The following is a 14,268-nucleotide window of genomic DNA, read 5'->3' on the forward strand; positions in this document are numbered from 1 at the left end:
GGCCCCGATCTGCACCTAGCTGCGCACTGGGAACACCAGCTCGTCATGTGCGGTGCAAATGAGTCGATGATCCAGCACATGGAAAATTGCAGGGTTCTTGGCATCCTGGGCCCCCACAAAGAAGAGGTAACTGCGGGATGCCTGCTTGTCTTTTTTGGCTTTTATGTTCTCTTGCCGGGCTATTTCCAGCTCATTTTTCAGTCGCCCGCGGGCAGCTGCTGACCACTCGCTCCAAAGGACGACCACCTGGTAAGGCGTTAGTTTTTTCTCTTCCCATTCGCCCGCGTTGAGTGAAATGGTCAAGTGTTCATGCTACAAAGACGCGCTGAGGGAACGCTGGTCGAGGCAGTCCAGGTTGTACTGCCTGCGAGGCTGAATGGATCCAATGACTGGACGATGGAGAAGCTGACCGAGCTGATAAGGGTCTATGACCGGGACGAACGAGTCTTGGGCTACGACTTCCAAACGGCATCAGGCCAGACCTACTCGCACAGAGATTGCCTGTACTCACAGGACGGAGCCAAGCACCAGGTCTATTGTTCGATGATGTGTCCCGCATGAGATGGTCGCCACCTCTGGTGGTTCTTGGCAGGGCCACTCACGAGGTTTGACAGGACAATGAAGGCTCTTCCCGAGAAAATCCTGGACATCATTCAACAGCTTCCAGAAGGTGAGGTTCTGACACCTAGCAGATTCCTGCATCATGGTTCTCGCCATGCTGTGCAGCGAGGACTCTCTCGCCTGGTCGAAGGTGGAAAGCTGTTTCGCGTTGCTCGGGGCATTTATGTTGCCGCAGTCGAAACTCGGTTCGGCGTGCGCCCGCCGGCACCGGAGAAGGTTGTCCACTCGCTGGCTAATGCGCTGGGTGAAGTGCTGGTCGACCACGGGGCTCGTGCCGCGAATAAATTAGGGCTGAGCACACAGGTTCCAGTTCGCTATGTCTTTCTAACCGACGGACGCTCTAGGGAGCTTCAGGTAGGCAAGACCACCGTGTCGATTCGGTATGCGCCTCGATGGTTGATGGCTCTAGGCGCTACTGGAGCGGGGGAAGCCATTCGAGCATTGGATTGGATTGGCGAGGCAAGCGTGGGGTATGCCGTTTTCAAACTTCATAAACTACTACCCGAGAGCGAATGGGGTGATCTGGTGTCAGCTCACCGCTCGTTACCTATCTGGATGGCGAATGCAATCTGCGCTCAGTCGAGTTGCACCCACCCTGTCAAGTTGGGCTAGCGGTTTAGCTGTAGCCTACTTACCGCCAGATCGGCATCATCTGGAATGGGGCAATTCGATGTGAAAGCCCGTGAGGCCGGCGGCTGAGGTGCACCAGATGCGGCCTTTGTGAGCCTCAATGATGGATCGGGTGATGGCAAGTCCGAGCCCGGCGTTGCTCGGGCTTCCCTCCCGCCGAGCGGGGTCGACCCGGTAAAAGCGGTCGAAGAGCTTCTCTAAATGCTCTGAGCTAATTGTGTCCCCTGGGTTCTCGATGCTGAAGGTTGTGGAGTCCGCTGTCTCGCGGATCAAAACCGAAATTGTATGTCCCACCGGCGTGTAGCGCAGTGCATTGGACAGCAAGTTGGAAAGTGCACGATCAAGCATCAGCCGATCTCCCAGCACTTGGCCTGTGCCTGTGAGCGATAGTTCAATGCCATGTTCTTCGGCCAGAAGGTGGTAGTAGTCAAACAGCTTGAAGACTACGTCAGCCAGTTCGATCCTGGCCTGCTCGGGGATGATCAGGCCATTATCAGCCTTGGCCAAGAAAAGCATGTCATCAATCATCCGAGACATGCGCTTCAAGTCCTCCAGGTTGGAGTAGAGATTCTCTTCATAGGCATTGATATCGCGTTTCTTGCTCAGCACGACCTCGGTGTGGGTCATCAGGTTGCTAACGGGCGTGCGTAGCTCGTGGGCAATGTCGGCCGAAAAATTGGAGAGCCTAACGAAGGCATCCTCTAGCCGAGCCAACATCGCATTGAAGGATAGAACCAGTTGCTGAAGTTCCCGCGGCACTGGTTCGAGAGGGATTCGTTCCTGTAACGAGCGAGCGGACATCCCGGAGGCCACATGAGTGACTTGCCGCAGAGGCCTAAGGCCGCTGCGAGCAACCACCCAGCCGAGCGCGGCACTGAACAGGGCACTGATGACCAATCCAATCCAGAACCATCGTTGCAGCGTGTCGAAAAAGTGTGTGTGATTGGTGACGTCAAGAATCAGCAAAGCTGTGAGCGGCTCAGCCTGATCGGCTACCGAGATTTGCGCCGTCATGCCGCGGTACATGTGTTGGCCGTTCTGCCACTCCCACATGCTCTGCTCATTTTCACGTCTGAAACGCTCTGGTACTTCGACTGCTCTGGGGTCGGAGAACAGTACAGAACCGTCACTGGCCAGGATAGTGGCCGCCAGATCCTGATGGGCTCCCAGCAAGGCTCGCAACTGCGGTAATTCTTCCGAAAGGCTCGCTTCACCGCGAGCATTGTTGAGGATATGTTTGGCGGATTCGAGTTTCTCCACCAGGGCCTGCCGATCCAGCATCTTGAAGTGGTGCTGGCTGAGCATATTGAAACTCAGCCCTGCTACCGTCAGGACTGCAACTACCGCGGACATGAACATCAGGCTCATGCGTGCTGTCAGCGAAAGGTGCTTCATATTCACTCCGGCGCATCCATCATGTATCCCATGCCGCGGGCGGTATGAATCAGCTTGAGATCGAAATCGTCATCGATTTTTGCGCGTAGCCGGCGTACCGCAACCTCAATGACATTGGTGTCGCTGTCGAAATTCATGTCCCAAACCTGAGAGGCAATCAGCGACTTCGGGAGCACCTCGCCGCGCCGGCGCAGTAGCAGTTCCAGCAGTGAAAACTCCTTCGCGGTCAGGTCAATTCTTTTCCCGCCACGGATCGCACGCCGCTTCATCAGATCGACTTCCAGATCGGCAATTTTCATCGTTGTTTGCGTGGGTGAGCCATTGCCTCTACGCAGCAGCGTTCTGACCCTGGCCAGAAGTTCTGAAAAAGCAAATGGCTTGATTAGGTAGTCGTCCGCACCTAGCTCCAACCCTTTAACGCGGTCCTCCACACCATCGCGTGCCGTCAAGAACAATACGGGAACGTCTTTTCCTGCGGCGCGCACCATGCGCAGCACTTCCCACCCGTCCAGCCCAGGCATCATAACATCCAGGATCAGGAGGTCATAGGACTCACTCAGCGCGTGCTGTAGAGCATCTGTACCGGTCATAACCCGATCGACATTGAAGCCCGCTTCACTCAGGCCTTGCTGCAGGTATGCACCGGTTTTGGGTTCATCTTCAGCTACCAGTAGTTTCATGCGAGCAGACTCCAAAAATCGGGTGGCCTGAGTTTGCAGGCAAACCGCGGCCCCAACCAGAAGCTTACGAAAATGTAATTCTGACTTCAGGTCTCTGACAGGGTGGCTTGTCTAGGGTGCAAGCATGAGCATTAGGTTGTGCTCTCGGCCCTCGACAGACCAAAAGCAGAGGTGCCGGCCATAGTTTGCACTGATGGAGACTGCCCTATGAAATCGCTGAAACCTTTGCTTCTGGTTGGTTCGCTACTGCTGTCTTCTATGGCTTGGGCCGAAGGGGGCAGCGACCGTGTATTCGAGCGCATCCAGCAGATGCGCGACAAAGCAGAAGCCGTGCTGATCCAGGCGGAGAAGGCCCCGGTCGGCGAGCGGCATGTGCACATGAAGGAGCATATGAACATGCTCGAAGAGATCATGAGCCAGCTGCACAACGAACATCCCGCGCCAGACATGTCAGCCGAAGAGCATCTAGCCTGGATGGAAAAGCATGACAAGCTGGTAGACGACGTGCTGGGTCAAATGATTCGAGAGCACAAGCTGATGATGGCCGACAAGGAATGCCATCAGTAAAGATTTCCCCCATCTTCCAGGCCTTTCGTGATTGCTCCTTTGGCCTAGCGGCGCCTTTATGGCGCCGTGCTTTTTCCCAGCTGACGCAATTGTAGTTTTGGGGTCAGCGGCCTGGCAGCAAGCGGGGAATAGCATGAGATTTCCAGCATCCATCGCGAGGTCTCACCATGAAACGCATACCCCTTAAGCTGCTGATCAGCACTCTGTTCATCAGCACCACTTTTCCGGCATTTGCCGAGGCCGGCGGCAGTAGCAATGGCATTGGGCAGCAGGCCCAGGCGACGCCAGCGACTCGTACCATCTTGGTAAAGATGGACGACATCAACTACAGCCAGAAAACGATCGATGTGAAGCCAGGTGAAACCGTGCGCTTCGTTCTGAAGAACGAGGGCGCGTTGATGCACGAGTTCAACATCGGGCAGGCAGCGTCCCAGCTGGAGCACCAGCGCAAGATGGCGTCCTTGTTCAAGGACGGCACACTGACCCCGACCGGCATGGCCGAGCGCATTGTCTGGCATGAGCGTTATGGCACGGGAGACTCCAACCCTCCAGGCTATCCGAAAGTCATCAAAGCCAAGCATGACGACCCGAACGCGGTTCTCGTCGAGCCCGGCACAACCAAAGAGTTCGTGTGGACCTTCCCTAAGGCGGGCAGTTTGAGCTTCGCCTGTACATTGCCTGGGCATTACCAGGCGGGGATGGTCGGTGAGTTTGCTCTGCGTTAGTCCGGCACCGGTGCTACCCGTTGGCCGCGAGCTGGGTAGCACCGATTTGACGAACCTTACTGCGATGTAGTTTTCACGTCAGCGTACCGCCAGCTGCACCTCATTAGCATCGGGACTCATCCCTCCTCAACACCTCAGAGGCACACCATGAAACTCAGACCCGCTTTCATAATCACCACTCTTGGCTTGCTGCTCAGTGCTGCCAATGCGCTGGCCAGCCCGGGCCACAAGAAAGACAGTATTGGGCAACCGGGAGACGGTCAGGCAGTAGATCGCACCATCGAAGTCCGGATGGGGGACATCTTCTTCGAACCCAAAGCAATGGAGATCAAAGCAGGCGAGACAGTTCGCTTCGTCCTGAAAAATGACGGTGCACTGCTACACGAATTCAATCTTGGCAAAGCGGCATCCCATGCCGCGCACCAGAAAGAGATGGCCGCGATGTTTCAGAACGGCACGCTGTCCCCTACAGGTGTGCATGACATGAGCAATATGGGCCATGCCATGGGCGGCATGAAGATGGTCGGTATGGAACACGATGACCCCAACAGTGTTCTTGTCGGACCTGGAGCAAGCGAAGAGTTGATCTGGACCTTCTCCGCCGCCACCGAACTGGAGTTCGCCTGCAATATTCCAGGACATTATCAGTCGGGAATGGTCGGTAAGGTGACCGTACGCTGACGTTTATTGATACTCGCCAACTCCGTCCAGTCTGAGACACCTATACTGATCCGGCCGCCATTGAAACGAGGCTATTGTCGTGGACCATACCCATCACACCAGTACCACTGAGCCGCCTTTTTGGAAGAGCAAGATTGGCATTGCGCTGATCATGCTGGCCGTAATCGGCATCTTCTATGTAGCGCGTGAGCATTACGGTCATCTTTCGCAGGCCCTGCCGTACCTCATCCTGCTGCTATGCCCGCTGATGCATCTGTTTGGCCACAATCACGGCGGGCACTCCCACTCCAGCAGCACCGCTGTTTCCAAGGACGAAGAAAGGACATAGATCGCATGCAAAAGACCTCCTGCCATCATGACCAGGATCATTCACATAACTCGCACGCCCACTCCGAGAGCCAGCGCGACCCGGTGTGTGGCATGGAGGTGAAATCTGATAGCCCATACCGCGAGAGCGTTGAAGGGAAGACCTATCGCTTCTGCAGTGCCAAATGCCTGCAGAAGTTTCAAATTGATCCCCACTCGTACATGGGCCACTCGTCTCATGAAGCACATCAGCATACGAGTCACCCTACGATATCGGCACCAGAAGGAGCCGCATATACCTGTCCGATGCATCCAGAGATTCGCCAACCGACCCCTGGCAACTGCCCGATCTGTGGCATGACGCTGGAGCCTGTCATCCCGGAGCTGGAAGAGGAGGAAAACCCGGAGCTGAAGGACTTCTCTCGGCGATTCTGGTGGACCCTACCGCTGACCGTCATCGTGACCGTGCTGGCGATGGCTGGCCATTCCTTGCAACTGTTTCATGGCACGACCCAGAACTGGGTCGAGCTGGCTCTGGCGACGCCCGTGACGCTATGGGGTGGCTGGGTGTTCTTCGCCCGCGGCATTGACTCCATCCGGCACCGCAGCCCCAACATGTGGACGCTGATCGGATTGGGAACTGCAGCTGCCTACCTCTACAGCGTGGCCGCTACCTTGGTTCCGCAGTCGTTTCCGGCGGCCTTTGTCCAGGACGGACGTATCGGCGTCTATTTTGAAGCAGCCGCGGTGATTATCTCACTCACGCTGTTGGGCCAAATGCTCGAACTAAAGGCCCGCTCGCAGACGTCCGCAGCTATCAAATCGCTGCTGGGACTGGCACCAAAGACAGCGCGGCGCATCATGCCCGATGGAGTAGAAGAGGACATTCCTCTAACCCATGTCCATCAGGGCGATCATCTGCGTGTCCGGCCAGGCGAGAAGGTTCCTGTAGATGGCACTGTGCTGGAGGGTGAGAGCGCAGTCGACGAATCGATGCTTACTGGAGAACCGTTACCCGTGACCAAACGGGCAGGGGATGCCCTTATCGGTGCCACCCTAAACACCCACGGCAGCCTAGTTATGGAGGCGCAGAAAGTCGGTGCCGAAACCATGCTGTCGCAGATCGTGCTGATGGTGGCCAAGGCCCAGCGCTCTAAGGCACCCATGCAGCGTATGGCCGATGCCGTTGCGGGGTATTTCGTGGTCGGGGTGATCCTGATCGCGATTCTGACCTTCTTCGGCTGGGGGCTGTTCGGGCCGGAATCTGGCTGGGTATTTGGCCTGATCAATGCGGTGGCGGTGCTGATCATTGCGTGTCCCTGCGCCCTGGGTCTGGCAACCCCGATGTCCGTCATGGTTGCGACTGGCAAGGCCGCTAGCAGCGGTGTGTTGTTCCGCGATGCCAGCGCCATCGAAAATCTATGCAAGATCGACACGCTCATCGTCGACAAGACCGGAACCCTGACTGAGGGGTGCCCCGTATTCCATAGTGCGGAAGGGACAGGCGGTTACGACTCCAATGAAGTGCTGCGCCTGGCTGCCAGTCTCGACCAGGGTAGTGAGCACCCGCTGGCTCATGCCATCGTCGATCATGCGCGGGGTCAAGGCATTGCACTGGTCAAGCCGGACACTTTCGAGTCGGGCTCGGGTATTGGCGTGCGCGGTCAGGTCGATGGCCATCAGCTGCAGCTCGGCAACACCGCACTGATGGACGAGGCGGGCGTCGATATTACCCCGCTGCGCAATCGCGCCGAGCAACTGCGTCTGGAAGGCATCAGCATCATCTATTTGGCCGTTGATGGTCGCCTGGCGGGACTCCTGGCCGTTTCCGATCCGATCAAGCCTACTTCTCAACAGGCTGTCTCCAAGCTTCAAAGCGAAGACGTAAAGGTCATCATGGCCACTGGTGATGGCCTCACCACAGCAAGAGCCGTGGCGAAGCAGCTCGGAATCGAGGAAGTGCATGGTGAGGTCAAACCGCAGGATAAGGAGAAACTGGTCGCCGATTTGCAGGGCTATGGCCGTCGTGTCGCCATGGCGGGTGACGGCATCAACGATGCGCCCGCCCTGGCCAGGTCTGACGTAGGTATCGCCATGGGCACCGGTACCGATGTGGCGATGAACAGCGCCCAAGTGACGCTGGTCAAGGGAGATCTGATGGGCATCCTGCGAGCGCGCACCCTGTCAGTGGCAACCGTGAAAAACATGAGGCAGAACCTCGCCTTTGCGTTCCTCTACAACGCGATGGGAATCCCGCTAGCAGCGGGGCTGCTGTACCCGCTGACGGGGCATCTTCTGTCGCCCTTGATTGCTGCGCTGGCGATGAGTGTCAGCTCGGCGTCGGTGGTCTTCAATGCTCTGAGGTTGAAATCAACGGACATCGGATAGGCTTCCATACCACCGACCAGGTGATTATTCAGAAGCGCATCTGACCGGAAAATGCCGTACGGTAGTTTCCGGTCCGACCTATCTGTCGCAACACATAGTGACGAGGTGACGTTCGATGGACTGTTGCCGCTGCGGGTAGGAGACTGGTCGTCGTTAACCCATGAGGACTCTCCGTGGCCCGCATTCGCAGACTGATTATCAGCAACTTCCGATCTATCCAGGCGCTCGACTGGGTGCCGGCCCCAGGAATTAACTGCCTCATAGGTCCTGGCGATAGTGGAAAGTCCAGCATTCTAGATGCGATTGACCTTTGCGTCGGTGCCCGCCGGGGCGGCACGTTCGGCGACATGGACTTCTTCGCTCTGAACGTCGAAACACCCATCACCATCAGTGTGACGCTTGGCGATTTGCAGGTATCGCTGATGGATATCGATGTTTACGGCGAGTTCTTGCGTGGATTCAATCCAGGAACGGGAGAAGTCGAAGACGAACCGCGAGCGGGGCTGGAGACCGTTATCACCTTGCTTCTGCAAGTTGGTGCCGATTTGGAACCTACCTGGACACTTTTTTCTGAGCGTGCGGAGCAGCAGCAACTCGAACGCACTCTTCCCTGGAAGGAACGAGCGGCACTAGCACCCGCCCGTATCGGCAGCTTTGCGAGTTCGAACTTGTCGTGGAGTCGTGGCTCAGTGCTCAATCGACTTACTGACGAGCGTGCAGAGCTAGGTGCCGAACTTGCGCGCGCCGCGAGGCAAGCAAGAGCGAACTTTGGCAATCAAGCCGTCGGACATCTAACTCAGACGCTTGAGGTGGTGCAACGCACGGCTCAGCATCTTGGGGTTTCGGTTGGAGCGATGCCACAAGCACTCCTTGACGCACATTCTGTGTCGATTGGCGAGGGTGCGATCGCGCTGCACAGCGACACAGGCATTCCCCTTCGCTCCCTTGGCACGGGCTCGTCGCGATTGCTAGTGGCAGGGTTGCAAAGAGCTGCAGCTAGCGCCGCGCCAATTGCTCTTGTCGATGAGGTGGAATATGGGCTTGAACCTCATCGGCTCATGCGATTCCTGGACTCCCTGGGCGCAAAGGACGCTGCCGCTCCGCTGCAGGTCTTCATGACGACTCACTCACCGGTCGCGCTGCGCGAATTGTCCGGCAGCCAGTTATTCGTTGTTCGGTCTGGGCCTCAACGCCACAGCGTTATGGCGGCAGGGGAGGCCAACGAAGTACAAAGTACCCTTCGGAAGGACCCAGAGGCATTCCTCGCCAAATCCATTATCGTTTGCGAGGGTGCCAGCGAGGTTGGCTTCGCGCGTGGCCTTGACCAATGGTGGGGCAGCCTGGCGCTACCTCATTCCTGGCTCATGGTGGCGCTTATGTGGACGCCGGCGGGGGAAGTCCCGATAACAGTCTTATCCGCGGAACGGCACTTCAGAACCTAGGCTATCGCGTGATGGTTTTTGTAGACGCCGACAAACCTTCGACCGCAGGGCTACCTGAAGCATTCTTGGCCGCAGGCGGACAAATTCTGACATGGCGACCAGGTCTCACTCTGGAGGACGAGATCTTCCGCCATCTCAGTGACCAAGCACTCGATGCACTTCTGGCGAAAGCCGAAACAATAGTGGGTGCAGAGCTGATGAATGCGCACATCCAGACGAAGTCCCAAGGACGTATGACACTACATGACATCAAAGCTGAAAGACTTATTCAGGGCTACTTGCCCGCGACGCGAGAGCTTTTGGGAGCTGCATCTCGTATCCGCAACAGCGGGTGGTTCAAGTCGTTGACAACCTATCAGGAGGTTGCAAGGGACATCGTCGGCCCGTCTCTACAGAACGCCGACCAGGGCTTCATGGCAGTCACGAATCAGCTCTGGACGTTTACAAGTGCCCCTTGAGATCGATCTTTTCGCTATCGAGCGTGGCTCCATAACAGCCCCCGCAGGTTGTGGAAAAACGCAATTGATTGCCGAGACGCTCATCGCGCATAGGCAGAGCAAACCCATACTCGTACTAACGCACACGAACGCAGGCGTTGCGGCCTTACGGGCACGCCTGAGACGAGCCGGCGTTCCTAACTCCGCATATCGAGTCTCCACCATTGATGGATTCTCGATGCGCCTCATCGCTAAGTTCCCAGCGCGAAGCGGCCATAACCCACAGATCTTACAGCTCCACCAGCCCAACACCGACTACCCTGCAATTCGGCACGCCGCCATGCTGTTACTGCAGGCAGGCCACCTTGCTCAGCCTCTCCGTGCCACTTACGCGCGCTTGCTTGTCGACGAATACCAGGACTGCAACGTCGTCCAGCACGCCATCGTGTCAGGTTTGGCCCAGGTGCTACCGACCTGCGTGCTCGGTGACCCAATGCAAGCCATCTTCGACTTTCGTGGCAATCGACTGGTGCATTGGGCGAATGAGGTGCAGCCCCTGTTCCCCGCGGCAGGAGAGCTGAGGATACCCTGGCGCTGGCGGCTGGCCGGAGCTGAGAACCTTGGGCAGTGGCTACTCGCCATACGGCAGCAACTTCAAGTTGGCCAGCCGGTGGATCTGCGCACGGCTCCGGCAGAAGTGCGCTGGGTGCAGCTCAACGCCGGGACCGAAGTCCAGCAGCGGCTGGTGGCCGCTAGAATTGAGTCACCCAACGCTCGGGGCAGCGTCCTCATCATCGGGGACTCCATCAACGTGCAAGGTCGCCATCAGCTCACGAGCCAGACACCCGGCGCCATGGCCGTCGAAGCCGTCGACCTAAGGGACCTCGTCAACTTCGCCAGGAACTTTAACCTGCAGGGTGCCAATGCTCTGGCACAACTTGCGGAATTTGCTTCAAGCGTGATGACGGGGGTAGGTGCAGCAAACCTGCGAACGCGTGTGGAGTCTCTGCGCACAGGACGTGCCCGAACGCCACCGACCCCAGCCGAGGCCGAGGCCGTCGCATTCGTCGGGGAGCCAACACCGCAGCGAGCACTCCTTGTGCTCAACGCCCTCGCCGAACAGCCGGGGGCACGGGTGTACCGACCGGAAGTTCTGCACTGCTGCCGGTCCGCTATGCAAGCTGTGGCGGGAGGTACAGCCGACTTTCTGAGTGCAGCCATTCAAGCGCGAGAACGCAATCGACACCTTGCCCGCCCCATCGCAAGACGCTCGGTAGGCAGCACATTACTTCTCAAGGGGCTCGAGGCGGATGTCTCGGTTGTTCTGCATCCTGAACTTATGACCGCTCAGAATCTGTATGTCGCCCTTACGAGGGGCGCAAGGCACGTAGTGGTGTGTTCATCGAACCCCATCCTGATGCCTGTGAACAACGGCTGAGCCTTACTGTTGCGTTTGCGCACTTGACCTTGCCATCGTGTCAAGGTCGATGCTGTCTGTGCGGTAACTTGAGCCGCGGACGAAATGAGGTGAGAGAGATGTTCAGCCTGAATGTTTCGGGTATGGGTTGTGGCAGTTGTGTCAGCAAAATCACGAAGGCCATCCAGACGCTGGATCAGGACGCACGCGTAGAGGTGGATCGGGCAGCCGGCAAGGTCACTGTAGAGAGCACAGAAAGTGCCGAATCGATCCGCGAGCTGATCCAGGAGCTTGGTTATGCGGCCCAGGTCAGCGCTTGAGCGCTGGCCTGCCGACCGACTAAATCTCCAGTTCTGAGAGCTCTTTCAGCCCGTGAATACTGGTGACCTCGTTAGTAATACCTTCATCCCCATCTCGGCCGCGAAGCCAGTTTGAGTGATCGCCTGGCTCGCGCATTTCCAGCGTGTCATAGGAGTAGCGCTTTCGCTTGAACAGGCTTTTCAATGCGGCGAACTCGTGGCTTTTCTCGTCTTCTATTCCGACGACTTTTCCTACAAGCGCCTCCCAATGACCGACGCCGTCGGCCAGCATCGCCTGGTAAGTCTCTGGGTCCAGCAAGGCTTGCTGTTTGAAATGAATGATGCGGTGTGTCATAGACGCGCTCGGGAGTGGCCAAAGAGAAGCCGCTAGCCTATAGGTTCCGGGTCATTCGTGAATAGTTGCCCTGAGCTTTAGCAAACCTTCGTTGACCCACAATTTCAACCAAGTTGCGGCCTGCAGGGGGGCTTGCTCTCCATGTGTTGCGCTCAATGACTCGCAGAGTTCGGCGAACGATCCACCCTCGACGAAAAACCGCAATGCTGACGCCTCTTCTGGCTCCAGGCTTCGGTAATGGCATACGAGGTTATGACGCCAGACCAGACAGTCTCGATTCCCGGCTGGTTGGGTGGCAACGGGAAGCAGATCCCCAGACTTGGCAGCCTTCCACAGCGCCAGGGTGTTGTACTGCAATCGCAGCCATCTGGCAGATGGAGTCAGGGAAACCCTGAATGAAACCCAGTCTTCAGCCGAAAACTCACTGATGGCCTGCAGTGAAAGCGCTTCGACATCCTGAGCATCGAAAGCCAGTGTAAAAGCCCACTCCAGCTCCGCGAGTTCGCGCATCGGTGAAAGTTGAGGTTCCGCAATGTAGCTGCGAATGAACTCGGGCAGCTTTTCACCCAGCCAGCGAATGCTGAAATGCCGCGGTGGCCAGGCGGCGATATAGGCCAGTGCGAGTTGCTCGAACGACTGTTCTCCCAGCCATTGCTGCAGCGCCGGGAAATCCTCGCGCAGCACCGCCAGCAGGCGCGAGCGATAGGCGTTATGGTAGATCCGCAGGCCTTCGAGGGCACTCAGCGCAGTGCAACCCCGGACTTGCTCCAAAAGCTCGTTGGAGGGCAGGGCACCATCTGTCAGGTAAGTTTCAAATGCAGTCTGTAAGGCGCTTAGGCTCAAAGGGTTGCCCTCGATATCACGCCATTGGCGATAGCTCGGGCATGCTCCAACTCGGATAACAGATCCTCGAACGGTGGAAAATGATCATCCCGCTCGATCAACGTCGACGTTGGACCCAAGTAGCTCAAAGTCTTGCTGTAGAGCGCCCAAACCGGGTCAGCGATGGGCTGGTCGTGGGTGTCGATGAGGTATTGCCCGTAATCGCTATGCCCGGCCAGGTGAATTTGACGAATCCGCTCGTGCGGCAATTCCAAGATGAACTGCCATGGGTCGAAATCCTGATTTCGTGCGCTGACGTAGACGTTGTTCACGTCAAGGAGCAATTCGCAACCGGTCAGGAAACTCAGTTCCGAGAGAAACTGCGATTCGCTCATGCTGGACGTCTTCCACTGCACGTAAGAAGAAACGTTCTCCAGCACAATGGGACGTTCCAGAACATCCTGCACTAGACGCACCCGCGCGGCGACATGCAGCAGGCTTTCTTGGGTAAACGGCAGCGGCAGCAGGTCGTGGAGTTGATGGGCGTTGCCGCGACTCCAGCACAAGTGGTCGGAAACCCACTGGGGCTGTACCCGGTCCGCCAGTTGCTTGAGCTGTCGTAGGTAGCCCATGTCCAGGTTATGCGAACCGCCGATCGACAGCGATACTCCGTGCATCACCAACGGGTATTGCTCGCCAATCGCATCGAGAAAGTAGAGGGCCTTGCCACCGCCCACCAGGTAATTCTCGGAAATGATCTCAAACCAGTCGACCGCAGGTCGCTGTTCAAGAATCTGCTGGTAATACTCACTGCGAAGGCCAAGACCGAAACCCAGTGTTTTGCGCTTACTCATTCAAGACTCCAGCAGGGGAGTGGCAGGCACTCCCCGCAACGGCATTATTCGCTGGTCTTGCCACCGGCCTCATCGCACTTGGCCTGAGTCATCAGCTTGAAACCCTGGCCTTTACATTCTCCCTGGCCTTTGCAGGCATTTTTGGCGGTCATGCAGTCGTTCTGGCCCTTGCAACCGTTGACGCCGAAGCACTTCACTTCAGCTGCTTTGGTGTCCTGGGCGGCCTGGACAGGCAGGGTAGCAAACAGGCTGGCGGCCACGAGAGCCAGAGCGGCACCGGTAGCGACGTTGGATTTATTCGACATAGTGACAATCTCTCTTAATTGTTGGTGGTCTTATCCGCGGGTGCGAATGACCCTGAGTAGCTTAGGCATCGCTGCCGAGCATGCCCTCTCAAGAAATTCGCAAGGCTTTATGAGGGCATGAAAGACAGTGCCGAGCCTTCTGGATGGGCTACAAGAAAGAAATAGCAACCTGACAGAACTGTAATGTTCGGCTCAGGTTGCTGACAGGCCCTCTTAGGGATGCTCCGATCAACTTGTCGTGCAGCCGCGGCAAGTTGCAATTTTCCAGGCACCTACAGCGTCATTGGACGAAAAGTGACCGAAAAATCATGTACGGAGAGCTTTTTCGACCGGTTCTCCGTGTT

Annotated in this window: 15 protein-coding genes and 1 pseudogene; 9 read left to right on the plus strand and 7 right to left on the minus strand. The window is 57.1% G+C overall.

Annotated elements, in window-relative coordinates:
* Positions 1-15 precede the first annotated feature (15 nt).
* Positions 16-303 (minus strand): hypothetical protein, encoded by a 288-nt coding sequence (locus WM94_RS30195; RefSeq protein ID WP_016487034.1) that lies wholly within the window; start codon positions 301-303, stop codon positions 16-18.
* 315 nt (positions 304-618) lie between these two features.
* Between WM94_RS30195 and WM94_RS17330 the strand changes: the two genes are divergently transcribed.
* Positions 619-1,233 carry a DUF6088 family protein gene (locus WM94_RS17330; RefSeq protein WP_004374692.1) on the plus strand — a complete coding sequence of 205 codons (615 nt, stop codon included), beginning with the start codon at positions 619-621 and terminating at the stop codon, positions 1,231-1,233.
* Positions 1,234-1,269: 36 nt separating this feature from the next.
* On the opposite strand, the gene WM94_RS17335 is transcribed toward WM94_RS17330, so the two are convergent.
* Complete coding sequence (locus WM94_RS17335; protein WP_177342403.1) at positions 1,270-2,646, minus strand: heavy metal sensor histidine kinase; 1,377 nt, start codon at positions 2,644-2,646, stop codon at positions 1,270-1,272.
* A 2-nt stretch (positions 2,647-2,648) separates the two neighbouring features.
* Positions 2,649-3,326, minus strand: a complete 678-nt coding sequence (locus WM94_RS17340) for a heavy metal response regulator transcription factor (RefSeq protein ID WP_004577572.1) — start codon at positions 3,324-3,326, stop codon at positions 2,649-2,651.
* 207 nt (positions 3,327-3,533) lie between these two features.
* Here WM94_RS17340 and WM94_RS17345 point away from each other — a divergent pair, with 207 nt between their 5' ends.
* The 8 genes and pseudogenes from WM94_RS17345 (at position 3,534) to WM94_RS17380 (ending at position 11,609) form a co-directional block, all read left to right on the plus strand.
* Positions 3,534-3,893 carry a co-regulatory protein PtrA N-terminal domain-containing protein gene (locus WM94_RS17345; RefSeq protein WP_016487037.1) on the plus strand — a complete coding sequence of 120 codons (360 nt, stop codon included), beginning with the start codon at positions 3,534-3,536 and terminating at the stop codon, positions 3,891-3,893.
* 167 nt (positions 3,894-4,060) lie between these two features.
* Positions 4,061-4,618: a plastocyanin/azurin family copper-binding protein gene (locus WM94_RS17350; RefSeq protein WP_004577570.1), complete on the plus strand. Its 558-nt coding sequence runs from the start codon at positions 4,061-4,063 to the stop codon at positions 4,616-4,618.
* A gap of 147 nt (positions 4,619-4,765) precedes the next feature.
* A complete protein-coding gene (locus tag WM94_RS17355; protein WP_004577569.1) occupies positions 4,766-5,299 on the plus strand; it encodes a plastocyanin/azurin family copper-binding protein in 534 nt (177 codons plus the stop codon).
* 79 nt (positions 5,300-5,378) lie between these two features.
* Positions 5,379-5,627 carry a DUF2933 domain-containing protein gene (locus WM94_RS17360; protein ID WP_003246761.1) on the plus strand — a complete coding sequence of 83 codons (249 nt, stop codon included), beginning with the start codon at positions 5,379-5,381 and terminating at the stop codon, positions 5,625-5,627.
* A 5-nt stretch (positions 5,628-5,632) separates the two neighbouring features.
* Complete coding sequence (locus WM94_RS17365; protein WP_023662984.1) at positions 5,633-7,993, plus strand: heavy metal translocating P-type ATPase; 2,361 nt, start codon at positions 5,633-5,635, stop codon at positions 7,991-7,993.
* 173 nt (positions 7,994-8,166) lie between these two features.
* Positions 8,167-9,893 (plus strand): annotated as a pseudogene (locus WM94_RS17370) (ATP-dependent endonuclease).
* Positions 9,883-11,310, plus strand: coding sequence for a UvrD-helicase domain-containing protein (locus tag WM94_RS17375; protein ID WP_061551783.1), 1,428 nt, complete (start codon positions 9,883-9,885; stop codon positions 11,308-11,310). Before WM94_RS17370 ends, WM94_RS17375 begins: the two are co-directional and overlap by 11 nt.
* Before the next feature lie 98 nt (positions 11,311-11,408).
* Positions 11,409-11,609: a heavy-metal-associated domain-containing protein gene (locus WM94_RS17380; RefSeq protein WP_003139539.1), complete on the plus strand. Its 201-nt coding sequence runs from the start codon at positions 11,409-11,411 to the stop codon at positions 11,607-11,609.
* A gap of 19 nt (positions 11,610-11,628) precedes the next feature.
* Here the strand turns inward: WM94_RS17380 and WM94_RS17385 are convergent, their stop codons facing one another.
* The 4 genes from WM94_RS17385 to WM94_RS17400 are packed head-to-tail and all read right to left on the minus strand — an operon-like array spanning position 11,629 to position 13,924.
* Positions 11,629-11,943 carry a hypothetical protein gene (locus WM94_RS17385; RefSeq protein WP_003139538.1) on the minus strand — a complete coding sequence of 105 codons (315 nt, stop codon included), beginning with the start codon at positions 11,941-11,943 and terminating at the stop codon, positions 11,629-11,631.
* A 51-nt stretch (positions 11,944-11,994) separates the two neighbouring features.
* Complete coding sequence (locus tag WM94_RS17390; RefSeq protein WP_004577565.1) at positions 11,995-12,786, minus strand: DNA-binding domain-containing protein; 792 nt, start codon at positions 12,784-12,786, stop codon at positions 11,995-11,997.
* Complete coding sequence (locus tag WM94_RS17395; protein WP_003139536.1) at positions 12,783-13,619, minus strand: DUF692 domain-containing protein; 837 nt, start codon at positions 13,617-13,619, stop codon at positions 12,783-12,785. The genes WM94_RS17390 and WM94_RS17395 overlap by 4 nt, the downstream gene beginning before the upstream one ends.
* Positions 13,620-13,663: 44 nt before the next feature.
* Entirely contained in the window at positions 13,664-13,924 is a 261-nt protein-coding gene (locus WM94_RS17400; RefSeq protein ID WP_004577564.1) for a membrane protein, read from the minus strand.
* Positions 13,925-14,268 lie beyond the last annotated feature (344 nt).

The sequence above is a fragment of the Pseudomonas sp. ABFPK genome (genome assembly GCF_001586765.1).
Lineage (GTDB): Bacteria > Pseudomonadota > Gammaproteobacteria > Pseudomonadales > Pseudomonadaceae > Aquipseudomonas > Aquipseudomonas asiatica.

What these genes read in the sequence shown, in the direction of transcription:
- WM94_RS17330 (WP_004374692.1), top strand. Translation starts at nt 619, where the DNA reads ATGAAGGCTCTTCCCGAGAAAATCCTGGACATCATTCAACAGCTTCCA.
- WM94_RS17335 (WP_177342403.1), bottom strand. Translation starts at nt 2,646, where the DNA reads ATGAAGCACCTTTCGCTGACAGCACGCATGAGCCTGATGTTCATGTCC.
- WM94_RS17340 (WP_004577572.1), bottom strand. Translation starts at nt 3,326, where the DNA reads ATGAAACTACTGGTAGCTGAAGATGAACCCAAAACCGGTGCATACCTG.
- WM94_RS17345 (WP_016487037.1), top strand. Translation starts at nt 3,534, where the DNA reads ATGAAATCGCTGAAACCTTTGCTTCTGGTTGGTTCGCTACTGCTGTCT.
- WM94_RS17350 (WP_004577570.1), top strand. Translation starts at nt 4,061, where the DNA reads ATGAAACGCATACCCCTTAAGCTGCTGATCAGCACTCTGTTCATCAGC.
- WM94_RS17355 (WP_004577569.1), top strand. Translation starts at nt 4,766, where the DNA reads ATGAAACTCAGACCCGCTTTCATAATCACCACTCTTGGCTTGCTGCTC.
- WM94_RS17365 (WP_023662984.1), top strand. Translation starts at nt 5,633, where the DNA reads ATGCAAAAGACCTCCTGCCATCATGACCAGGATCATTCACATAACTCG.
- WM94_RS17380 (WP_003139539.1), top strand. Translation starts at nt 11,409, where the DNA reads ATGTTCAGCCTGAATGTTTCGGGTATGGGTTGTGGCAGTTGTGTCAGC.
- WM94_RS17385 (WP_003139538.1), bottom strand. Translation starts at nt 11,943, where the DNA reads ATGACACACCGCATCATTCATTTCAAACAGCAAGCCTTGCTGGACCCA.
- WM94_RS17395 (WP_003139536.1), bottom strand. Translation starts at nt 13,619, where the DNA reads ATGAGTAAGCGCAAAACACTGGGTTTCGGTCTTGGCCTTCGCAGTGAG.
- WM94_RS17400 (WP_004577564.1), bottom strand. Translation starts at nt 13,924, where the DNA reads ATGTCGAATAAATCCAACGTCGCTACCGGTGCCGCTCTGGCTCTCGTG.